This is a genomic window from Vibrio sp. OPT20, from assembly GCF_963889365.1.
In the GTDB taxonomy this organism is placed as follows: domain Bacteria; phylum Pseudomonadota; class Gammaproteobacteria; order Enterobacterales; family Vibrionaceae; genus Vibrio; species Vibrio splendidus.
Window position 1 is genome coordinate 383685 of record NZ_CAWPOA010000058.1, and the last position, 23160, is coordinate 406844.

Genomic DNA, 23160 nt, shown 5'->3' on the forward strand with positions numbered 1-23160 from the left:
GGGTAATGCGTTTAGCTTTGTTGAGGGAGAGGAGCCTCAAGCCTTGGTTTTCTTTTGATTTGAGCAAGAATGACACCTGAAATCACCATAACACCACCAATGATGTGGAACTGGTTAATCTCTTCGCCAAGCCATGTCGCGGCTAATACGATCGCAACAACCGGAAGCAAGTTCATGAACATCGCGCTTGAGTCAGCACCAATGGTGTCAATCGCTTTCACCCACATCCAAGGCGCTAAGATTGAAGCGGCAACCGCGGCGTAAGCTATCAATGGGATCGCTTGTTGAGGTGGTAAAAGCTGTTCGCTGGTAAGCCAAAGTGGCGTAAGCATCGCGACAGCAAACAGACCCTGAATGTAAATCACCACCCAGCTACTGATGGGCATTTTCCAGCGTTTCAATAGCACACAGTAAGACGCATAAACAAAGGCCGCAATCAGCATATAGCCATCGCCTTGAGTCAGCTCTTGATGCATGAAGAATAAAGGATCGCCTTTACCTAACATCAGAGCTAAGCCTGACAGTGACAACACACCACCCACAATACTCAAACTAGAAATCGACTTGTGCAACAAAGGAACGCTTAGAAACACACTGATCAACGGGACTAAAGACGTGATCAATGCCATGTTGGAAGCGGTTGTGGTTAAGCCGGCGTAGTAGCCTAGAGATTGGTTCAACACCATGCCCAAAAAGCCGAGGAACGCTAATTTCGATAGGTTTGGCTTAATGACAGCCCACTGCTTCATCACCGGGCGAATACAGAAAGGCGTGAGAATTAACATCGCAAAAAACCAACGGTAAAAACTCATCGCGCTAGGTTCTATGGTGCTTGCAGCAAGCTTGTTGACTATTGCATTGGCGCCCCAGATACAGACTGTAAAAAATGGTAAGAGATAATGCATGTGAATTCCGTGGCGAATGAGTTGATGCGGCTAGTTTGACAGGTCGTTATACTTACAAGTATCTTTAGAAAGACATCAGGCGCGATAGGAAGACAAGTTTGAAAAAACAGTCCAGAAACCTTCATCCATCCTTATCAATTGATAAGGCACCATCCAACGTATTTATGAATTTTGAAGCGTTTCTTTCGAACACTGAAACCCGAGTTCATAGCCACTCATGGGGACAGGTTCAATTGATCAGTGGCGGTATATTAGAGATGGAAGCGGAAAGCACCCGATTTCTAGCGCCGCCACATTTAGCGATTTGGGTACCAGCCGGGGTGATGCATTGCAGTTATAACCGTAAGCCTTTGGACTACTGCTCGCTAAATATCGCCCCAGAACTCACGCAACATCTGCCAGATAAAACCAGCCTTATAAAGATCACGCCGATTGTATCTTCTATTATCGATGACTTTCGCGAGCGTGGAATCAATGTTGCGGAAACAGAGCAAGATCAAAGGCTCGTTCAGGTACTGCTTGACCAACTTGCGCAGCGTGAGGTTGAACACCACTTCTTGCCTTCAACTGATAATAAGTACCTAGCACCAATACTGGCTTCTGTTGAAGAGAACCCAACCGATGAAGTGACGCTGAAAGATTGGGCTGAACGTGTCCACACCACGGAAAGAACCCTTTCTCGCCACTGCCAGACGGAGCTCGGAATGAGCTTTACAGAGTGGCGGCTACGAGTGCGCTACCTTTACTCAATGGACTTGTTGAGAAACGGCCAATCGGTTAAAGAGGTCGCTCTTACATTGGGTTACAACCAGGCAAGCCCATTTATCACTATGTTTAAACGTTACGCGAACCAAACGCCAGAACAGTATAAGAACCGTTTGTTGTAGCTCGATCTTATTCCCAAAAGAACGCATGTTTTCACTAGTTAGTGAGTAGATAGACCATAAGTAAATAGATACACCACAAGTGAATACGTGCAGTAGGAGCTTATGGAATCGCCCCTAATAGCCTGTATATTTCGTTATGTTGTTCGGTGATATCCTCATAGTATTGGTTCAATAGAGCACTGTTGCTGCCGACCTTGAACAGTATGTACGTTTCTCCATCGACCTCGAACCAATTGAACGTTCCATGCTGGTTATACGTGGTCATTGTTTTGTTTATCCTCATGAAATATACATCAGCAGCGCAAAACATGCAGACGTACATAAGCCAAAGAAAGAAAAGAAAAACCACGAGCCTAATACTGTTTTTTCTTTTCCTACCTCTTCATTGCCTTGCTGCCAACCAAGTTCACGAACCTGAGCCTTTGTAAGGTTTAAGTCTAGTCTTTCTATGTATCTGTTGAGTTCGTCATTGTGTACTGAGCTAATCATGTTCTATCTCCCCTAATCATTTGACTGGTATTTTAGGGGAGCTCAGTGTTTGGTTAAATTAGATATTTTGTAACAAGCGTTTAGATAAATAGAACACGATGAATAGCAAAAAGCCTCCGTCGTGGAGGCTTTGGTTAAAAGTGGTTTAGTCCATGGCTATCGCTATGTTTAAGCCCAAAAACTAAGTCTATGTCGAAGCTCAAGTCTAAGACTGTGATGGCGATACAAACCGGGTTTTCGATTCGTTTAATTGGTCAAAGAGGCTAAAGAATCCTCTCATATCATCTTTGTGGTTAGTGCTCACGTCAGCGCTTTCTAGCATTTGATCTAAGCTCTTCTCCCCAACAAAGTACTCTGCCCAAGTGCGTTTAGATACGCTGATTTCAAGGTCAGCTTGGCGATTGTAGTCTTCGGTGTCTGAGATAAACTCAGCGACAGTGCTACGTACATGCAATCCCATTGTTGGGGCATCCGAGTCTTTTATCGTAATTGCCATCATTTGGTCTTCCCCATAGCTTGCGATTGGGTCTAGACGCACTCGAAATTGGCCCACCAACGTCTCGGCTGGGGATCCTATGATTGAATTAGCATCTGAAAACACCACGCTTGGTATTTGGACTTTTCCTTCTAATTCAAGAGCCTTGGTTAGATACCAAGATCGGGGGATTGATGCCTCTGTTTGGTAGCCCATTTGTCTTAATGTGTCTGCCAAAAGCTGCTTAGCTTCTTCATCGTTCGGGACAACACGGACTAAGTAGCCGCCGAGTTCTGCTGACCATGCGAGTTCATTGTTGGCAATAGTCTTGTTTAGCTCTTGTTTTACCGCGTCTACTCCCCCAAACCCTTCAATGATTTTCTTAGCTTGAAGATTCGGCTCAATACGGTTCAAGGTTTCAGCTTCACCGTTAAACCAACCAAGCGCATGGTAATAGATGTTTTTCGGATAATAAGAAAACTCACCATAAGTCATCTGGTTATGGGGTAATTCGGCGAGATCTTGTGGTAACTGAACCGAGTAGGTTAACTCTTCAGGTGTTTTACCTTGCAGAATCCCTCGAATAGTTTGGTCATAGAGGTACATAATTCCATCATAGTAACCGTTCAATGTGGTTTGGATCTCATCATGGCCACTGAGTGGTTCAGTGTGCGTGTTGATAAGGTGTTCTGGATTTAAGTCTCTGATAAGGCGGATACCTTCAGCCCAGACTGTCGGATCACGATACACTGAACCTCTTAATGTGTAGAAGTTCGGGTAAGTTGGCCAGAGGTGGTTGTTGAGTACCGTTTTGGACTCAGGCAGATAGACGATCACTTGATCGTCGGTATCACTATCAAAGTCGGTGTAGAAAACCATCTCGACACCATCAACCGTCATTGTTTGGCCTTGTGTCACAGGAGTATTTACTGGCACAAACCCTTGTGTTTTACCTATCGGTGTTGGGGATTTTGCATCAGGCCCCTCAGCAGGCAGGAGCACCGAAAATTGCTCATAGGCACGGGCTGTTAGCGTTGGTGATAATTCAGGAATCGACGCACCTAATCCACCGCTTTCTAGAACGTTTTTGTTGATCTCTGGATGACCAATCACTTTGAGCTCGCCATCAAAGGCTTGTTGAATCGCTTGTGCACCAAATACATAATGAGAATGGCTATAAATGACGGTGTGGATCGGCTTTTCACTAATGTGTTTGCGTACTAATTCCAAGATCTCCGTTGCTTCTTCAATGTCGTCACCAGAGTCATAAATGATAAGGCCAGTTTCGCCCTCAATAACTGTTTTGTAGCCGAAATGATAGCCAGTGATTGCCCAAACTCCATCTGTTACTTGTTTGATGTACGCCTCTTCAGGCTGAGTCTTTGCTACGTTTTCTATCACCGAAGCATTCACTACTCCGCCATTGTTATACTTAGTCAGCACTACTTCACTGTCGTTATATACGTTTTGTGGAGAGGTAAACATCGTGTCTTGAGCGATGGCAGTTGCGCTTAATGAAGCTGTCAGAATGAATAGCTTGATTGATTTTGTTGTTGAATTAAGTTTCATTGGTTTTCTCATGGTTTAATACTGTCCGAATTAATTCTGATGACCGATACTAAATTTAATGTTCCTCTTACTATTTTATTTATTAAACTAGTAAGAAGTTAAATAAGTGATTGAGTGTTGTCTTTTTATATTGTTTAGCTATTTAAACGCATAACCAATATAAAGAAGAAAACTAAATAGCCTGTTAATACCATACTTGCTGGTAAGTATTTCATGTAAGCTCCTTATCTTTTCTTCATTTAATATCGCATTTGATTTTTAGACTTAGTAGGAATTAGAGAAATTCATTATTGCTACTTAGCTATAATCAAATTTGAATTTCTCTAATTCATAGTGCTAATGGGTTCGGACGTGAATAATAGCCTCAGTTCGCCAATCACGGCTTTTAGAATCATTACCGGAGTTACTATGAAAACCAAATCACTACGCACTGTTATTCCTGCATTGCTACTCAGCTTATCAAGCACAGCGGCGTTCGCTGGAATGGAACTGCAAGAGCGAAAGGTTCCGACCCCAGCAGGTATATCGACAGAGTTTGCTCAGTTATTTGAGAACAGAGTTATCTCACCGGCAATTCCTGTTCCTAACAACACGGCAGAGTGGTTGGCGTTACAAGCCCAATTCGATGCGCCAGGTATTAAGATTGCTCAACAAGCTCTAGAGCGCTTGGACGTTACTTATGAAGCTAAGCAGTTTGCCGGAGTCGATACGTTCTTTGTGACGCCGAAGAATATCGCCCCTGAATACAAAGATAAGTGGCTAGTACATATCCATGGTGGTGCATTTGTTTTCGGTGGGGGTGAATCAGCTTTACGAGAAGCTATTTGGGTTGCGAACGGGCTTGGTGCACAGGTGATCTCTGTTGACTATCGTCAACCGCCACTGCATCCATTCCCAGCGGCAATTGATGATGCAGTTGCAGTATGGAAAGAGCTAATAAAAACTCAATCACCAGAATCAACAGCGATTTTTGGCACATCCGCAGGCGGTAACTTAACGTTAGCAACGACACTTAAACTGCAAGAGCTCGATCTTCCCGCACCTGGCGCATTGTTTGTTGGGACACCTTCCGTCGACCTTAAAGAGACATCGGATTCATGGTTAACGATGCAAGGCTTAGACCCTCTAGGTCAGCGAGAAGGGCTGATTGAGGGCACTTTCGATGTTTATGCTGGTGGAGAAGCGCTTGATAATCCTCTTATTTCACCAATATACGCTGATATTGATGAATTCCCACCAACGATATTCATTTCAGGTACTCGAGATCTCTTGTTAAGTGATACGGTTCGTATGCATCGATTATTACGTAGTGCAGACGTAGAAACTGACCTGCATATATATGATGGCCAATCTCATGGTGATTATATGAGTGGTATCTTAATCGATATGCCAGAGTCTGAAGATGCTATTAATGAGTTAGGCCAGTTCTTTAATAAACATATCAACTAGTTTATTTCAGCAAGCTAATATTGAATCACACGGATGTGAATTTTTATTTGGAGGATATAATGACAACGTTATTCACTTCACTTTTAAAATGTATATCCACGTTACTACAAGCTAATTATCATTACTCTCAACATCTATCTGTCATGGATCATTCTTATTCGCTAGCCCCTATGTTTTCATTGGAACAAAGTGATGACGGGAGATCGTTGTGATAAGACGTTTTTATTCGATGTTAGTAGCCGTTTTTCTAACCATACCCTTATGTCTAACCATACCTAATGCGCTAGCCATGCCAAGTATTGCTTTGGAGCTCGCCGACACGTCGAGCCCCAAACATACTCTTTCGAGCTTCATCAGGGATTCGAGTGTGGTTATCGAGCATTGGAAAAATGAAACACTGCATCTTAAAGAAGCGCAGCATGCTTATTCACAAGTGATCAGAACCATGGATTTGTCTATGGTTCCGAATCGAAGCCGAACAGTTGTCGTGATGGAGAAAATAATTCTTCTTCGTGAGTTGTTGGATCGAATTGATCAAGGTACTCATCAGCTAGTGCCAAATGTCGAGCAAATAAGGGGAGAAGATATTGATCACTGGCGTTTAGGCAATACTGAGATCGTATTGTCTCGCCAAACTCTAGGCGATCGAACCGATCAGTTCCTATTTAGTTCTAACACCATTCAAAGCCTTTCTCGGTGGTATAGAACGATGTCAGTCCTTCCGTACTATGCCAAAGCTCGTCCAGACTATTATCAGGAATTTCTGATTAGCCCCGGACCTATGTTCTCTAAGCAATTTGTTCTTGCTTTACCTTCATCTTTTAATCAACTTTATGGGCCGCTTCCTTTATGGCAATGGCTTGCACTCACTGGCGTTTTGTCACTATGTAAGATAATGATAAGAATTAGCTTTTTGCTTGGTGAACGCTGGAATCGTCGCTGGGAAGGAAAAGGCTTGAAATGGCGGGCAGGTCGACTGTTGTCGCTAGTGGGCGTGGTGAATTTGCTGTTTTTAGCAAGATGGGTGATTGATGATGGGATATGGATTACAGGTGGTGTTTATCAGCTGTTCACCACCTTCTTCTTACTGGCTCAGTTCTTCTTCGTCTCATGGCTTATTATGGCCATTTTCAACTATTTCGCTGATATTTATGTATTCAAAAAGCACAATGGAAAGCACGTAGATTCGTCACTGATTACCGTATTAGCACGTATATTTGGCGGGTTGACGATCGCGATTCTTGGCATTTATGTCATCGAATTTATGGGGTTCTCAATCTCCCCAATATTGGCAGGTTTGGGTGTGGGTGGCTTAGCGGTTGCACTGGCCATTCGCCCTATATTGGAGAACGTAATCAACGGATTAACGCTTTATGCTGACGGGGGCGTAAAGATTGGTGAGTTTTGTCGTTATGGAGACAAACTAGGAACCATTGAGAGTATTGGTTTGCGTTCGACTCGAGTCCGGACGCTAGAGCGCTCTTTAATTACCATTCCTAACTCGGAATTTGCCAACATGGAAATTGATAACTTGGAGCGACGTGATAAGCGACGCATGGATCATGTGTTGAGATTGCGTTCCGAAACCACCCTTGAGCAATTACGCGTACTGATCGTTAATCTGCGCCGGTTGTTACTGCAACATCCAATCATCGAAGAAGATCCAGTTCGAGTGAGGCTTATGGGTGTTGGGGAATACTCCATCAATATCAATCTGATGGCTTACATTAGCTGTCGTGACCATGAAGAGTTCATGGCTGTCCAAGAGGATATTTTGTTTTCTGTATTGACCCAAGTCGAGAGCATTGGTGCGAAGATAGCTCACTCTACGCAATATCAACTTGTGGATGTAAATGCCAATGACAATGAGGAACAGAAACGAAAAGCCGAACAGGTTGTTGCGCAGTGGCATGAAGAGCAAGCCTTCCCATTTCCTGATTTCAGCTTTGAATATAAGTACGAAATTAAAAATACCATCATGTATCCGGCGGCAACCTCTGCTGTGCGCCCACCTTCTGCTTAACGCAGTCTCAGACACGATTAACCTAAAGACACCTTGCCCCTAAAGACAACGTGCCCCTAAAGCGATCTATATATCGCTTTATGGGCCAGAGCTTATCGTTAATAGTTTTTTAATTGAGGCCAGAAATCCCGCTCGCTATCGACCGTCAGGTTGAACAATACTATCAAAGTAGCTCTGCATGGTTTGATGCAATAGTTGGTGAAGTGGGAAGCCTCGCTTGGATTGCAGGTAGCCGCCCTCTACACCAATTTGGCGCATTTCTTTTGGTAAATTAGGTAATGGGTAACAGCGGAGTTCCGAATCATCTTCCGTCATAAAACTGCTGCCAAAAGAGAAGGCATCTGAATTTCTGAGCTTGCTTCGTAATACTGTGAGGCTATGCGTCGCCAGCACAATATTCGCGTTGTAGCCTTTTGATATATAGAGATCTTCAATCGGAGCACGCTTGGTGTTAATGCCATCAATTAAGATTCTTGTTATTGGTAGGTGATGAATGTCTTCCCATTCACTGCTTTTACTTAACACAGGGTGATCTTTACGCGCAATTAGGCTCAATTTTACTTCGGTGAGCTTATGTTGGTAGATATCTTGAGGTAATGGAATGCCTGAAAGTTGTAGTAAATAATCGACTTGTCCATTCAGTACTTCTACCAAGCTTTTATCTTGCCAGTAGACCAATTTAAAGCTCGCTTGTGGTAAAGCTTCTTGTAGAACCCTAAAAACCCCATCGCCATACAGTTCAAGTAGAAATATGTTTAATGCAATAGTGACTTCGCCGGTAAATATTTTAGGGTCAAAGTTGTGGTAGGACTCAACCACTTTTATCAAAGGGGAGTACATTTCATCGGCCGCTTCGGCGAGTTTCTCTGCCAATTCTGAAGGCTCGACGCCGTGTGCTTTACGAAGAAAAAGCTGGTCGCCAAAAGTTTCTCTTAACTTAGCCATCCCTCTGCTGACACTGGTTTGCGATATACCAAGCTTGTCTGCTGCTGCATGGGTATTACGAGTTTCAACAACCGCTTTAAGTAACTTGAGCAGATTTAGGTCTAAGTCTTGAAGTTCTTTCATGGGTTACCTTTTCGTAATGAAGTTCGAAAGCGTAACCTAAGAATAAGGGAAATTAGCCTTTGTTCAATAGTTTAAGAACGATATGTGTTAAAGAATGTTTGATACGGTTCGCAGCAATGCGCTGTGAGCAGAAGTTATCTTTCAACGAAAGGCGTTCTAAATATCTTGAGTAAGTAAAAGGAGGGCTAGCAACATCCGTGTTACTAAAGGCGCTTAGGGCATGATGTGATACAAGAGCTTCGAGTTAGAGTACTCGTTTTAGGTAGATTCAAGGGCCTTATAGTGAATGAGTGTAGCTACAGCGCATAGGTGTAGTGAATGCCCACCTTGTTGTCGGTTTCATCGTAGATACTATACTTAAATGAAATGTTTTGGTTATCTGCGATTTGGTATGAAAAATTACCTTCCCAGTCTAACGTGTTGATTTTAAGTGTTTTGTCACTCAAAGACGTCGTGTAGATAGGTGCTATCATCATAGAGACTTGCTCTGTAATGGTAACGACACCGTACAATTGCGCCATAGCAATAGGTACGTCTTTATTAAGGTTATCGCTGGATATGACACCCGCGCCAAGAGTCGGTGCAATCAGTAGTCGTTCATGCAGCGGCAGGACTTGCATCGCGTTCAATACGAAAGTGTGTGTGTCATGTCGGTCATCATATAAATAGTCTCCCATAACGCCACTACCGAAATTGGTGCTCAGTGCCGCGGCTCTGACTCTGTATGTGTCAAAACTGTTTAGAGACTGAGCAAAAATCAATCCCGCCCAATCGTCATTGATTGCTCTAGCATATCCAAATCCGGCATCAAGGCCTTCATTGCTGTACCCTAATTGAAGGGAGCTATAAGCGGCAGCCGGGTCGGTGAAATCAATGGGTGTTGTTTCAATGGTCGCTTCTGTAAACTCTTCTACCGCGGACTCAAAATCAATTGTGTTTTCATCAGCAATGGAATAAGCGCTGATAATACAGCTCAGTAATATTAGTTTAGCTTTCAAAGTGGCTCACTTATTTAAATATTTTAAAATTAGGTATTAAAAAATGAGCTGCCTATTACCGGCAGCTCTAATGATTTAGAATGAATGTTTAAAAGAGAATAATGAAAGGTTATTACCATCATCATATTGATAGCTATAGACGAGCGCGCTTGTGCTATTTAATTGATAACCAAGTTCTGCCGTGTAATCCCAATCTCTAAGCGTCGATTGGTTGCCATTCTTTTCTTTCACTTTACCTAAGCTGTAAGTGTATTCCGGTGTGAATCCTACCCACATGCTAGGGTTCAGTTTGTAAGTCATATCAAGTGATGCACTGGTGTAGTAAACACTGCTGCTCATCTGTTGATGCTTCAGGTTGCCAAGCGTTACTTGAGGTACAACAGAAAACTGTTCGTTAACCGTATTGGCCTTGTAGAGACTGAAGCTATAGTCATTCGCGCGCAAATTATCGGATTGGAAGTTGGTATCATGTTCATACTCAAAAACAAGCCCTAAGCCATCGCTTCTTTGAAAATCAAATCCCAATTCGTGGTTATCAAAATTGTCGTCACTGCTATATGAACTTAGCAAACTCCAATCGTTATTTAGTGACTTGGCATATTGAAGGCCAATATCAAAATCGTTGCTGCCGTAACCAATATCAAACCCCGAATAATGTTGTTTAGAGTCAGAGAAATCAACATTGTTATTTGCAAGGACTAAAGGTGAAGAAATAAGTGATGCAATTAATAGAGATGTTTTAGTTAGTTTCATAAATATAAATCCAAGTTGTGTTTGTTTATGCCGCTATTTTAATTTACTGACCGGGGAATAGACTATGAATTACAGCGATTCATATTTGCTAAACGTATATACCCAAGCACCTTGAGGTTACTTGGGTATAGACATAAAAAAGCCCCAACCAAAAATGGCTGAGGCTCAAAATTGGGCGGTTTGTTTACTTATAAGAGTTCATTGATCTCAAGAACGATTTCTTGAATCCCGAGAGTGAAAAACTGCACTCCCATACAGATCAATAGGAAGCCCATAATTCGGGTAAATGCATTGATGCCATTTTGACCAAGCGCTTTGAGCAGAGGGTACGCCATGGTTAATGTGAAGGTCGCAATAAGTGCAACGAGAGCAAGCCCTGCGACTACACCACCATAGACGCTAGTCATACTTGTGTGGTTTTTATAAGTAGCAATTTGAGCGGCCAGGCTGATGATCATCGCCATAGAACCAGGGCCACACAGTGAAGGAATGGTTAAAGGTACTAGTGCTATTGAATCTTGCCCAGAGGGGGCGGCTCCATTGTCGGGGCGAGGAAACAGCATATTGAAACCAATCGCGACAATGATGATGCCACCACCTAAACGCAAGCTCGGTATTGAAATACTGAAGAGTTCGAGTACCGATGCACCAATGAAGAAGGTGATGCACAAGGCAATGAAAAGATAGACTCCAGTCGTTTTGGCTTGCGACACAATATAGCTCTTATCTCGTCCTTTACTCAATCCGAGTAAAACCGTTGCTGCTGCGGGTGGGTTCATGATGGGTAATAGGCCAAGAACCGTGAGTGTCATATAGGTGAACAATGTTTCTAAATGCATAAGAATCCCCTTTTTGTGGTGGAAAAAAAAGTTAAATCACAGTAAAAAAGCGTGTGCTAGATACAGAACACTGAAGAACGAAATTGCGTCGGTTAAGGTTGTCAGCACTGGGCTTGATAGCATGGCTGGGTCGAAGTTGAGCCGTTTTAGTAGCAAGGGCAATGTACCTCCAATCACGACGGCAAGAGTGGAAGAAAGTGTGTAAGCAATGGCGATAACCAATGGCAATCCAGAGTGCTCCCCGCCAAGCGTGAACAGCGTAAGCAGAGCCAGAACACCACCAATTAGTATTCCATTGATCGCGCCGATTGGAATCTCTTTCGCGACCACATACAGCAGGTCTTTGGCTGAGATCTGCCCCATAGATAATTCACGTATCGACACTGCAACGGATTGATTCCCGGCCGCACCAGAAAGATTGGCGACAAGCGGCAACACGGCCGCTAAGACGGCAATTTGTTCAATGATGGGTTCGTAAATAGCAATGATTGAAATCGCGGCATAACTTAAGGCGACTGAGGGCAATAAAAAGGCGAGTCGACGTAGGTTACGTTTTAGTACTGGCATGGTGCGAGACTCATCACCTCCAAATACACCGGATTGCTCCAGCATTTGCTGCTTCGAACGTTGGTATAAGGCTTCATTGAGATGTTTAAAACCGACGATGCCTATTTGGAAACCTTGTTCATCAACGATGGGAACAACGGGGTGTAAAGTGGTGTCCAGCATACTTTTAATCGTATTTAGATCCGTGTCAGGGCTGATAACGGGCACTGTGGTATCTATGTATTCCCTTAATGGCGTGCCACGTGGCAGCAGCAGTACATCACGGATCTTCAGCCCACCTAAATAGCTGCCTTCAGTGTCATGCAAGTAAACGTAGCGCCACTCTAGTCGATCTAAATTGTGTTCTTCTGCGCTTAATATTGCGCTCAAACTGTCGATGGTAGCGTCTGCTGCCAGTTTGAGGACTTCGCTTTTACAAATCCCTCCGGCAGAGTCTTGTGGGTAGCTCAAGGCTGCACGCTCTTCGTCTTTCCATGTTGAAGGTAGGGCTTGCCTGAGCTGTTTTTGTAGGTCGCTTGGCAGCTCATTGAGTAGCAGCCGGCGGTCTGCGGAATGCAAATATTGAAATAGCACTATGGTGCTACTCTCAGATAGCTGACTGATCAGCCATAGAAGCTCGGGATCAGATAAGTGATCAAGTAAGTTGGCAGCAAGGCTTGGGTTTACTTCGCTTAATAGAGTCCAAGTGGCGATACGTTGCTGGTCAGAGAGCTTCCTTAAGACTGATGGCAGTTCGACGGGTTCAGCCTCTAGAAGCGTTTGATTCAGTCGTTTAGCCTTTCTTAGAGTTAGACACTCCGGTATTTTTAGGTACAGCTTTTCCGCCCCTTCTGATGAAAAAGCTAATGTAATTAATGTCATATGTTAGACCTTTGACAATAAGTGAGAATACAATTGAAGCGATTTTTATTCGGATGTTTGTGGTTGTCGCTTCTTGGTCGCAAGCCGAATAAAGAGGGCGATAAATGCGGTAACCATCAGGATTAAACTGCCCATTAAGAACCACTTTGTAATCAACTCTTGATATTGCGAGACGAATGGGTGTCGCATGATCCACTTTCCTATCAGCAATAAACTGAAGACCCATGTAATCGAGCTAGTGAAGCTAACAATCAGCGTTCTTATTGCGCTGAGTTGTGCAACGCCCATTAACATTGGGGTCAGTACGCGAACAAATGGGACAAACCGCGAAACGAACAGGGACAAAAACCCGAATCGGTTTAATAGTTTTTTTGCCTTGGGTAACGATTCATCTGGCAGTGTTTGTTCAGCTTTACGCATGAACGGAGTATTGTGCAGCCAGCGCCCTTGAAGGTAGGCAATGATACTGCCCAAAAAAGAGGCACTGGTTAGAAGCATTAGAGCACTTGAAAAATCAATCGCGCCCAAACCAACCATGCCCCCGACAAACAGCACTAGGCCGTCACCGGGTAGTGGTAAGAAAACAAAACTCGACTCAAGGAAAAGCACGACACCAAGCAAAAGCAATAAAACGTGCAGTGAATTCAATTCAAGTAAGGCATCAAAGTCTTGCAGCCAAATCGCGGAAATAATCTCTTGCATGGAAACTCCAAGTTAACGTGGGCTCTGGCTGTTGATAGCCGGAGCCCACAATGCGTTTTAATCAAACATCAAGATGATGTAGGCAAAGAACAGGATGAGGTGGGTTGCACCATTGAGCGAGTTAGTTCGCCCGCTGCTAAAGCTCACGCTTGTCATTAATAGCGTTGCACCTAATAACACCATTTCTGCAGGGGCGAGGCCGAGTTGGATGGGTTCGTTCATTACCCCTGAAATCAGCAGAACAGCAGGAACGGTTAGTGCAATAGTGGCGAGAACTGAGCCAAAGAAGAGGTTCATCGCACGCTGTAATTGATTGGTCACAGCGGCTTTAACGGCACCAACCGCTTCAGGTGCGAGAATAATCAAGGCAACAATCAAACCACCTAGAGCCGCAGGTGCGCCCATTTCCGTGATGCCATCGTTAATTGGAATCGCGAGGCTTTTAGCTAACAAAATCACCACCATCAAATAGCTCACCAGCATAATCGTGTGGAATATATTGCTGTGCAGAGGGCCGTGATGTTCGTGATGATCTTCATTATCACCATCAATGAAGTAGTCGGTATGGCTGCGTGTTTGGATGAACAGGAATACGGCATACAAGGCGATCGAAGCGAGCACTAATGTCCAAGTTAGGCTGGTCGACATGTTACCCAGCGAGTCCATACTGGTGAAATTAGGCAGTACCAAGCACAGTAATGAGAGTGGAATAATGGCCACCAAGTACGCTTTTATTCCATCAAGGTTGTAGGTTTGGGTATGGTATTTCATCCCACCGATTAACAAGGTGATACCGACAAAGCCATTAAGCACCGCCATCACGACAGCAAACATGGTGTCACGCGCTAGGAAGGGATTCGATTCTCCAGTCAGCATAACGGACGAGACCATAATGACTTCGAGCAAGACAACAGACAGCGTTAATATAAGAGTACCGTATGGGTCGCCAAGCTTGATCGCCAGCGCATCTGAGTGGCGAACAACCGAAAAAATGGCGCTCATCACCGCGTAAAACAGCACCGCAGTAATCATTATGTAGGCGAACTGAGACAGCTCTCCTGTGAGTAAGTTGTCGCCGATCAGTTTGAAAAATAGAACGGCAACGATGCCAAGTGGCAGTTTGTATTCTTGTTTGAGTACGTTGAGCATGTTGAGCCTTTATTGAGTAACCGAAGGCTCGCTAATGTCCTTTAACGAGAGTAAATCGGGTGAATACTGCAATTTCCTGTGCAGCAAACGGTTCGTTTCAAGTTATGCGTTTAAGCTTTTGCATCTAAAACGATATCTACAAAGCTATGCGTCTAACCATGTTGCTAACTTAAGGTGAACCGATGATTCAGACTATGAATTAGAGAAATTCTTTGTTGCTCTCAGACGACCGACATTCGCCTAATAGCGTGCTAAGTAAGCAGTAAGCAGTAAGCAATGAGCGCAGTAAGTAAAAGCTAAGGCATGCTTTCAAGGGATTCAGTTTCTTCCGGTTTATAGTGGGTTGGTTTCAAGCCCACACGAGTTGGCAAGAGTGTGCCAATAGAGATAGAAGACCATGTCCCACTTAAAATCCCGACACACAGTGCAATGGCGAAACCTTCTAGTGCGATCCCTCCTAACAACCACAATGCTGAGACTGTGACTAAGGTGGTGCCTGATGTGACAAGCGTTCGTGACAACGTTGACACGATGGACTGATCGAGAAGGGCATCGGTTTCTCCGTCTGGCTTCGCACGAAATACCTCACGAATTCGATCTGAAATGATGATCGAGTCATTCAGGGAGTAGCCCATCACTGCCAGTAAAGCGGCCAACACGGTTAGGTTGAATTCAATTTGAGTCACCGCAAAGAGCCCTAGCACAATAACAATGTCGTAAATCAACGCCGCAATTGAACCTAGCGCTAATCGCCATTCAAATCGGTAGCTCAAGTACAACAAGGTAAGAACGAAACAAGCCAAAATCGCTAAGCCGCCTTGTTCGACCATTTCTAACCCAACCTGAGGGCCAATTACGCTGCTGTTAGCAATGTGAAAATTGCTGTCTACTGGCAACAGTGCTTGGTTAAGTGCTTCTCGCAAATCGAGGTCTGTATCATTGAAACGCAGTTGCCAATTTCCCTCACTGCCTGCCGCCGTCACTTGAACATTTTGGCTCAATGCTGAGTCGAGGTGAGATTTGAGCTGAACTTGAGTTACGTTTGGTTTTGTTTGAATATCGGCGACAACACCTCCCGTAAAGTCGAGCCCCCAATTGAACCCCCTTGCAACGATTGATGTAATGGAAAGCGTCAAAAGAATCAGAGATATCATCGTCATCAATTGACGTATTTTGGTGACGTTAATTGATTTGGTCATTACAGTTTCACCTCATGTGAGGTGTCTCTTCCCCACAAATAATTGATAAGAATTCGAGACGCAAATACGCCGGTAAATAAGCTAGTCAGTAGACCTAATCCGAGTGTGATAGCAAAGCCTTGAATTGGGCCGTTACCTATTGCATACAAAGCGATGGCAACGATCATAGTGGTGAGGTTGGCATCGAAAATTGAAGAGAATGCACTATCGAACCCTCGATCTATGGATTGGGAAAAGTTTCTGCCTTCTCGCATTTTGTCTTTGATGCGTTCAAAGATAAGCACGTTGGTATCGACAGCCATCCCCACGGTTAGCACGAGCCCAGCAATGCCCGGAAGCGTTAGCACAGCGCCAGGAATGAGCGCCAATAGGCCAAACAGACACACTAAGTTGATAGTCAGTGCAGCATTCGCAACCCAGCCAAGGCGTCGATACCAACAAGCGATAAATACCAATGTAAAACCAAGCCCTAAGGCGAGTGCAGCAAAGCCATTTTTGACGTTTTCAGCACCAAGAGTTGGCCCGATTGTGCGTTCTTCAACAATGGTGACAGGAGCGGTGAGTGAGCCAGCTCTCAATAGAAGAGCAAGGTTTTGAGCGTCTGCCATTGACCCCGCGCCAGTGATGCGAAAGCGGTTACCCAGCGTTGATTGAATTGTCGCTACGCTGATAACTTCGCTTTGCTCGATGGATTGTCCTGTCTCTGATTGACTGTATTCACTGTACAGAGTCGCCATCGGGTTTCCGATATTGCTGCGCGAGTGATTGGTCATCAGCCGCCCCCCCGTGCTATCAAGAGTGATGTTAACTTCGGGTGTTCCCATTTCTCCTAGGTTGGCGCGTGCATCGATAATATGCTCGCCCCCTAAGATACTGTTTCTATGCAGAATGACAGGTCTACCATCTTGGTCATTGATGGATTTTGTTCGTGCGCTGACATTAGGCTCCACATGGTAAAACGCTAACGATGCAGTGGCGCCGATAATGTTTTTTGCGGATGTCGGGTCTTGTACTCCTGGCAGTTCGATGCGAATTCGATTTTCACCTTGGCGTTGGACTGCGGCTTCGGTGATCCCTAGCTCTTCTATGCGGCCTCGCATTGTTTGAAGATTTTGTGTCACGGTCAGAGTTCGAATCGCGCGTTTCTCTTCCTCATCCATTGAGAGCGTTAAGCGCTCACCAGATTGGCTCAGAGTCCAATTTGGATACTGTGTTCTTAAGTGGATTCGAATATCGCCAAGTAATGCTTCGTTATATCGAGCAATGACCACCTCACCGCTTTCTACACGACCGCGTACACGAAACTCCTGACGAAGGTCGTCGATTACTGATTGCGCGTGAGAATTAAAGACAGGGACTAGGTCAACGTCTAACAGAAATTGCACACCACCGCGCAGATCTAATCCAAACTTAATCGGCTGAAAGCCCAGCGAGGTTAGCCAAGAAGGAGCTGAAGGTTCGAGCGTGAGGGCAACGGTCTCCGATGATTGGATAAAATCGGACATCAAAGCTTGTGCGGGGGCTTGTTGCCCGCTTGAAGCAAACGTCACAACTAACCTATCGTTGTTTTCGCTAACACTGTGAATATCAATGCTATTGTCCACAAGATAACGATATACATCATCAGCGTGTGTCGAATGCGTTTGGTTTGAAATGTGCAAAGCTTCACGTTCACCAAATGCAGAGGGTAGGGCACTGAGAAGCATCAGTACTACAGACAACACGAGAACGATGACCTTCCATTTAGCTGAATAATTTATGGGTGCGATTGAGCGCTTTAACTTCATTTTGGTTGCATCTTATTGATTAACGCATACGTAAATAGCACCAAGCTTATTTATTAAATAAGCACCAGTATTAATCATGTATGAGTTGAAACTAAGGGATCCTAAAGGTTATCGATGGCGCTTTCGGTTTTATCGATAAACCTAACTGTTGGTTACCGAGCTATCTTAGTTTCTTGATTCAATAGAACTATGGGTTAGAGAAATTCATATTTGGTTTGCTCGACTTTGCATATATGAATTTCTCTAATTCCTCGCAGAGATTCGATTTATTTAAAACAATGTAATCTGAATTAATGATTGAGGATAAATCTACGTGGATTGCACAATATATTTAAACGATCGCAAATATAGAGTTTGCGATATTGGTGAAGGGAGATGCACTCTAGTGCTTAGTTACGCAGAAGGTATAGAGTCATTGCATGAGCACTTTAGCCATCAGTTTCTTGAGATAGAAAGAATGATAGTCATCGATATATCAACATGTTGGAGTGGAGAAATCGACACACTGTGCGAAAAGGATCGCTGTGAATTAATCGGAGATGTTCGGTTATTAACGGACATCTATTGGCTCGATGATTTTGAAATTAAAACCGATAAAGGACAAGAAATATTCCAAGGGATTTCTGCACTAGCGCTATCGACTGAATAGAAAACCCATTGATATGTTTGTCTACGGCGTTGATTTTTAAGTTGCTCTAGTTTGTTGGGGAGTGACAAACTAGAGCAACTTGTCTTGGCATAAAATTAGCTTCGAAAGCTGAATACTAGTCATCAATAATTAACGTGAGGTATTGAAAAGTATCAGGAAGCACCTTTTATAAATAAACCGATTGCATATGGGTATTGTTTTGTAGAGTATTAGGGCACTCATTAATGATGGGTCATTAAAACAATAACAAGGATACTTAAAACAATGAAAATGCGTTTAAATCTAAGCCTTTTCCTAATTTCTACAGCTCTTAGTCCAGTTGCGCTAGCTGATATTACATACCCTGATGGCTACTACCTCGAAGTTGAAGGACTCAACGGAAATGCGTTAAAAGATATGCTCGGTGTGATTGCTGCTCGTGGGCAAAAGCAATTAACGTACACTCAAGTTTGGTCTGCATTGAAAGACACCAACGAAGACCCGAACAATCCGAACAACGTGATTCTGTATTACAGCGGCCGTTCACAATCCAAAGACTTTACCTCATCGGGTAACAACGACAAAAATGCTTGGAATCGTGAACACCTTTGGCCTAAATCTTTTGGCTTTAAGCGCAAAGATCAATGGGGCTATACCGATATCCACCACCTACAGCCAACAGATGCCGAGATTAACTCCATCCGTTCAAATAAAGACTTTGATTTTGGCGGTTCGCCATTGAAAAAGTCGCCACTGAACAAAACGGATTACGACAGCTTTGAACCTCGTGATGCAGTGAAAGGTGATACCGCACGTTCAATTTTCTACATGGCTGTGCGCTATGAGGGCAACAACGCAAACATGCCTGACTTGTATCTGGTTGATGATACTTCGAGTACGTCAGGTAAACCTAAAGTTGGAAAGCTATGTACGTTGCTTCAATGGCATAACGCTGACCCAGTAGACAACTGGGAACGTCAACGCCACGAGAAAGCCGTGCAGTGGCAAGGTAACCGCAACCCGTTCATTGATAACCCAAGCTGGGTAAACGATATTTATGGCAGCCGATGTAACGGTTGATTTTATTCTTATTCGTCTGTTAAAAATTAAAGCTTCTCATTTCAGAAATATGCTGTTGGCTTAATACCCCGTCAACTCCATATAGCCAGATCCGGAATGAGAACCTTTAATCACGATTGGCCCCTCCCAATAAGGAACCGACAGCGGCATTTTGGCATTTGGATTGAGTGCCGAGACGGTCAGTTCGATCTGTTGAGTTGGAATCGAAACTTGCCACTCTGTTGGGTAGTCACTCCCGTCGATTTTAGTTTGCTTGATGGCGGTTAAGCTGATGTCTTGCTGCTTAATCGTGATGCCGGAGCCATCTTGATTCATCAACTTCGCATGGGAATAACTGGCTTTGCCTGTTGTTGAGTTTCGAAGCTGAAATACCACCAAACTGGTTTCATCACTCAGCCTTAGCGCAAACCAATCCCAACCTTGTTGTGAGTCGAGTAAAAACTGAGAGCTCCACTCTCTGTCCATCCAACCTTTACCAGACACCTGATGCGTGATGCCATCAATGGTTACTTCGCCCGATACATCGATGAATGGTTGGCTGTAGTAATAGGAAGCCACTTTGCCATCGCTACTTTTAGTGCTGTAGCCTTGTTCGCCTTGCTTTTGATAAGGCGCGTTGTTGGTTAACTTAAGCGAGTATCCAAATTGACCCGAGTTAGCGACCAATGTAGCTGGGAACAGGTCATCGGTCGTCGACGTCCATTGCCAGTCATCAAGATAGACACGAAATGGTGAAGCGCTTACTCCTGCCAGTTCTGCTTGGTTACGTGACCACTTTTCATCGGCGTAGTGTTTGTCTCCGGTCGTGACGGCACTATGTGTCATGTAGATCTGCTGACTTTGCCACGCGGTTTTCTTATTACTATTGCCACTGTCCTGTGGTGCAGAGGCGAAGCGGAATTGTGTCCATTGCACGCCTAACGCATTGCCTTCTTCATCAATCAAGTTTGCGGTTAAATACCACCATTCATGACGAAAATTAGGGTGTGCTTGATGGTCGGCAGGGAAGGTGATCTCGATACCTTTTACTACCGGAGAAAATTGCGCTTGATCGATTGCCGTTTCATTCTCGGTTTGTGTTTCAGTACCGAGTATCGAACCCATATTTTGAGCTGATGGTTGAGTGGACTCCTCACACCCTAAAAGGAGTAAGATGCCAAATGTGAGAACGAAAACTCTCATTGATCGATTCATCACAACACCTCACTTTGCAAGCTGGATACCACGGGTTTGCTGACCAAACGCCACAGTGGAATCAAGGTCGCGAACACAGCTACTAAAATGGTGATGGCTGCGATGCTGAGTGCATCACTCCAATCCCACACATAATTTAAACTCCAACCAAAGGCGCGCAGGGTAACGATGTCCGTCAACACATAACCGACCATAGCGCCGAGTGGTAAGGCGATAATCAGAGTGAAGGCGACCAGAACAACGATTTGCCCGACCACCATCGCCATCAATTTTTTCTGACTAACACCGAGCGCATACAGCCTTGCAATAGCGGCTTTGCGTGCATCGAGCAACATGAAACAGGCGCAGAACAACCCAATCACCGCCACCATTAATGTGACGCCATTAAGCGCCCGAGTGATGGCAAAAGTTTGTGAGAATATATCTAAAGCGATCGATTTGATCTGCGCTTGATCGTAAAGCTGACTTGGGTGCAGATTGAGTTGTTGGCGTAGCTGTTCGTACACCACTTGTGGGTCGCCAGATACTTTGATTCCCAAGCTGGTGGGTAAGTCAGTAAACCCGCTTTCGAGCCATAAATTAGGTGCAAGCAACACTTCACCATTCGGTGAGCCGTAATCGTGGAAAATCGCCCCGACGATGAGTGTTTTGTCTTGGATCGCGTCGAGCTTGAGTCGGCTTCCAAGGGACAAGCCGAGCTTCACTGCCGTAGGCTCGCTGATTGCCACTAATTCACCTTGGTAAAAGCGCGTCCAGAAATCATCAAGGTAGGATTGGAATACCATGGTTTGCTCAAGTGTGTCTTTGTCTTTGGTTCCGAGCAAAGTCGGTAAACCCTGCAAGTTATCGTCGACATAATATTGCTTATAAACGGTTTCAACATTTTCAAACTGCTCTAACGCACGTTCCACATTCGCGATTTCACCTTGGGCAGGGCTAACGTAAATATCGGCATGTAAGCGCTGCTCAAGCCATTGCTTTAACGTGGATTCAAAGCTGCCGACCAAGGTATTCATTCCCATGTTAGCGGTGACGGCGAGAAGCAACGCCATCATGGCAAGTGAGAGAGGGGAGATAAGTTCACGCAGCTCAGCGAACAGATATTGTATTAACCCCGATTGGGTACGTTTTTCGCTCCAGTTCGCTAGCACGCTGAGTGTTTTGGGCAAATACAAAGGAATCGACACCACTAACACACCGAGCCATGCCATGGTGAAGCGATGATGTTCGCTGAGCCATAACCCCGCTAACGCGATAACCGTCAGCACCAAACCGATAGTAAACAACTGGTTTTCGTTTGAAGCCTCTGGCGCTTGGTAAAAACCACCATGGGAAGAGAGTGGTTGTCGAATACGCTGCTTAAAGTGTTGCCAACATGCAACTAACGTAGCCGCTAACGTAAGTAATAAAGCTTGTACCAACCATTGCCACTGCCATGTGCCGGGAAGCAGTGTTGCACCATAAAGTTGCTCAAGCGTTATTGCGACGGTGGGATGTAGCCAATGGCTGAGTTGAATGCCGAGAATGAAACCAAGCGACGCGCCCAGTGTGACTAAAACAGTCAGCTCGACTAACAGAGCTGAAAATACGATGCTTGGCGCAATCCCAGCTTGTTGAATTTGTACCAACAGCCGATTACGTTTCAGCAAACTGTACTTCACACCGTTGTAAGCGATGAACAGGCCAACTAAAAACGCCAACAAACTCATGGCGGTGAGATTGAGGTGAAAGCTATCGGTAATTGAACCGAGATCCGTGCTTTGGTTGTTGGATATCCATTGCCCTTGCTCGCCAATAAGGCTTTGCCATTTATCCTGAGCATTGCTGTTAGTGTCGCTCTTAGTGTCAAAAATAGCGATGTAGCTCAGTTGCCCTTGCTTGTTAAGCAGTTGCTGAGCGAACCCAATATCCATCAACATTCGGCTACCCAGTTGCCATTCATCTGGCAGTACCACAACCTTGGTGAGTACTTCATCCAAAGTGAGCGTGCCCACTTCGTCCAAACTCTGGTGCTGAGATTGGCTCATCATCACAATGGGTTCACCCGCTAAGAGTTGCGGCAAAGGTAAGGCATTGTCGAACAGGGAAATGTTTGGCTCTTTGGCTTGAGTATTGCTTTTTTCGTCGATGCGAGCGTGGCGAGCTCTTGAAGTGAGGGCGGCGATTAGCTCACTGCCTTGAACTGACCAGCGTCGGCCTTGTTCGTCTCTTACTCGCCCTTCAATTACAGGTAGCGCAGCGCTTAATCCACTTTGTCTTAAGCTGAAGTAGAGCGATTCCGGCAAATAGTTTTGCCCTGCTGGTGGAATGATAAGGTTCAGAGCTTGAGCGCTAAGTTGCTCGGTCGATTCTGCATAACTGCGCTTGGCATTGAGGTTAATGGCTTGCACCGCGACAAACAAGGTGACCGCTAGCACAATGCCGATCAGAATCGCTGCGGCTTGCAATGGTGATTGGCGATAGTGTGCCGCGAATAGGTTCAGAGTCAGTTTGGTATGGGTGAGCTGGTTCTGAGCGAAGCCAGTTTGCTTCATTGAA

The 23160-nt window shown here is 44.7% G+C and carries 19 protein-coding genes; 5 read left to right on the forward strand and 14 right to left on the reverse strand.

Going from position 1 to position 23160, the window contains the following annotated elements; genetic code table 11:
* Positions 1–11 precede the first annotated feature (11 nt).
* Complete coding sequence (locus AACR09_RS13780) at positions 12–905, reverse strand: DMT family transporter (RefSeq protein ID WP_004732002.1); 894 nt, start codon at positions 903–905, stop codon at positions 12–14.
* A 98-nt stretch (positions 906–1003) separates the two neighbouring features.
* Between AACR09_RS13780 and AACR09_RS13785 the strand changes: the two genes are divergently transcribed.
* Positions 1004–1792 carry an AraC family transcriptional regulator gene (locus AACR09_RS13785; protein ID WP_017079798.1) on the forward strand — a complete coding sequence of 263 codons (789 nt, stop codon included), beginning with the start codon at positions 1004–1006 and terminating at the stop codon, positions 1790–1792.
* 279 nt (positions 1793–2071) lie between these two features.
* Here the strand turns inward: AACR09_RS13785 and AACR09_RS13790 are convergent, their stop codons facing one another.
* Together AACR09_RS13790 and AACR09_RS13795 are read right to left on the reverse strand one after the other, a co-directional pair.
* Positions 2072–2281: a hypothetical protein gene (locus AACR09_RS13790; RefSeq protein ID WP_193835191.1), complete on the reverse strand. Its 210-nt coding sequence runs from the start codon at positions 2279–2281 to the stop codon at positions 2072–2074.
* A gap of 205 nt (positions 2282–2486) precedes the next feature.
* A complete protein-coding gene (locus AACR09_RS13795) occupies positions 2487–4325 on the reverse strand; it encodes an alkyl sulfatase dimerization domain-containing protein (RefSeq protein WP_228010581.1) in 1839 nt (612 codons plus the stop codon).
* A 408-nt stretch (positions 4326–4733) separates the two neighbouring features.
* Between AACR09_RS13795 and AACR09_RS13800 the strand changes: the two genes are divergently transcribed.
* Together AACR09_RS13800 and AACR09_RS13805 are read left to right on the forward strand one after the other, a co-directional pair.
* On the forward strand, positions 4734–5774 hold the full coding sequence (locus AACR09_RS13800; RefSeq protein ID WP_017091762.1) for an alpha/beta hydrolase: 1041 nt from the start codon (positions 4734–4736) through the stop codon (positions 5772–5774).
* Positions 5775–6063: 289 nt separating this feature from the next.
* Positions 6064–7797: a mechanosensitive ion channel family protein gene (locus AACR09_RS13805; protein ID WP_193835193.1), complete on the forward strand. Its 1734-nt coding sequence runs from the start codon at positions 6064–6066 to the stop codon at positions 7795–7797.
* Positions 7798–7932: 135 nt separating this feature from the next.
* Here the strand turns inward: AACR09_RS13805 and AACR09_RS13810 are convergent, their stop codons facing one another.
* The 9 genes from AACR09_RS13810 to secD all read right to left on the reverse strand — a co-directional run bounded on the left by AACR09_RS13810 (position 7933) and on the right by secD (position 17720).
* Positions 7933–8865: a LysR family transcriptional regulator gene (locus tag AACR09_RS13810; protein ID WP_193835194.1), complete on the reverse strand. Its 933-nt coding sequence runs from the start codon at positions 8863–8865 to the stop codon at positions 7933–7935.
* 296 nt (positions 8866–9161) lie between these two features.
* Positions 9162–9863 carry a hypothetical protein gene (locus AACR09_RS13815; protein ID WP_193835195.1) on the reverse strand — a complete coding sequence of 234 codons (702 nt, stop codon included), beginning with the start codon at positions 9861–9863 and terminating at the stop codon, positions 9162–9164.
* Positions 9864–9938: 75 nt separating this feature from the next.
* Positions 9939–10616, reverse strand: coding sequence for a hypothetical protein (locus AACR09_RS13820; protein WP_193835196.1), 678 nt, complete (start codon positions 10614–10616; stop codon positions 9939–9941).
* A 188-nt stretch (positions 10617–10804) separates the two neighbouring features.
* The gene (locus tag AACR09_RS13825; RefSeq protein ID WP_193835197.1) at positions 10805–11455 is read right to left on the reverse strand and encodes a MarC family NAAT transporter; all 651 of its coding nucleotides are present in this window, start codon (positions 11453–11455) and stop codon (positions 10805–10807) included.
* 36 nt (positions 11456–11491) lie between these two features.
* On the reverse strand, positions 11492–12883 hold the full coding sequence (locus tag AACR09_RS13830; protein ID WP_193835198.1) for a magnesium transporter: 1392 nt from the start codon (positions 12881–12883) through the stop codon (positions 11492–11494).
* A 45-nt stretch (positions 12884–12928) separates the two neighbouring features.
* Positions 12929–13585, reverse strand: a complete 657-nt coding sequence (locus AACR09_RS13835) for a DedA family protein (RefSeq protein WP_012600220.1) — start codon at positions 13583–13585, stop codon at positions 12929–12931.
* Positions 13586–13642: 57 nt separating this feature from the next.
* Complete coding sequence (locus AACR09_RS13840; RefSeq protein WP_012600221.1) at positions 13643–14734, reverse strand: calcium:proton antiporter; 1092 nt, start codon at positions 14732–14734, stop codon at positions 13643–13645.
* Between the two features lie 296 nt (positions 14735–15030).
* The gene (gene secF, locus AACR09_RS13845) at positions 15031–15933 is read right to left on the reverse strand and encodes a protein translocase subunit SecF (RefSeq protein WP_193835199.1); all 903 of its coding nucleotides are present in this window, start codon (positions 15931–15933) and stop codon (positions 15031–15033) included.
* Positions 15933–17720, reverse strand: a complete 1788-nt coding sequence (secD, locus tag AACR09_RS13850; protein WP_193835200.1) for a protein translocase subunit SecD — start codon at positions 17718–17720, stop codon at positions 15933–15935. The genes secF and secD overlap by 1 nt, the downstream gene beginning before the upstream one ends.
* A 385-nt stretch (positions 17721–18105) precedes the next feature.
* Between secD and AACR09_RS13855 the strand changes: the two genes are divergently transcribed.
* Positions 18106–18369, forward strand: coding sequence for a hypothetical protein (locus tag AACR09_RS13855; RefSeq protein WP_017091753.1), 264 nt, complete (start codon positions 18106–18108; stop codon positions 18367–18369).
* A 264-nt stretch (positions 18370–18633) separates the two neighbouring features.
* A complete protein-coding gene (locus tag AACR09_RS13860; RefSeq protein WP_017091752.1) occupies positions 18634–19428 on the forward strand; it encodes an endonuclease I family protein in 795 nt (264 codons plus the stop codon).
* Positions 19429–19488: 60 nt separating this feature from the next.
* On the opposite strand, the gene AACR09_RS13865 is transcribed toward AACR09_RS13860, so the two are convergent.
* On the reverse strand, positions 19489–20622 hold the full coding sequence (locus AACR09_RS13865; protein ID WP_193835201.1) for a lipocalin-like domain-containing protein: 1134 nt from the start codon (positions 20620–20622) through the stop codon (positions 19489–19491).
* Positions 20622–23156, reverse strand: coding sequence for an ABC transporter permease (locus tag AACR09_RS13870; RefSeq protein ID WP_193835202.1), 2535 nt, complete (start codon positions 23154–23156; stop codon positions 20622–20624). Before AACR09_RS13870 ends, AACR09_RS13865 begins: the two co-directional genes overlap by 1 nt.
* Positions 23157–23160: the final 4 nt, after the last annotated feature.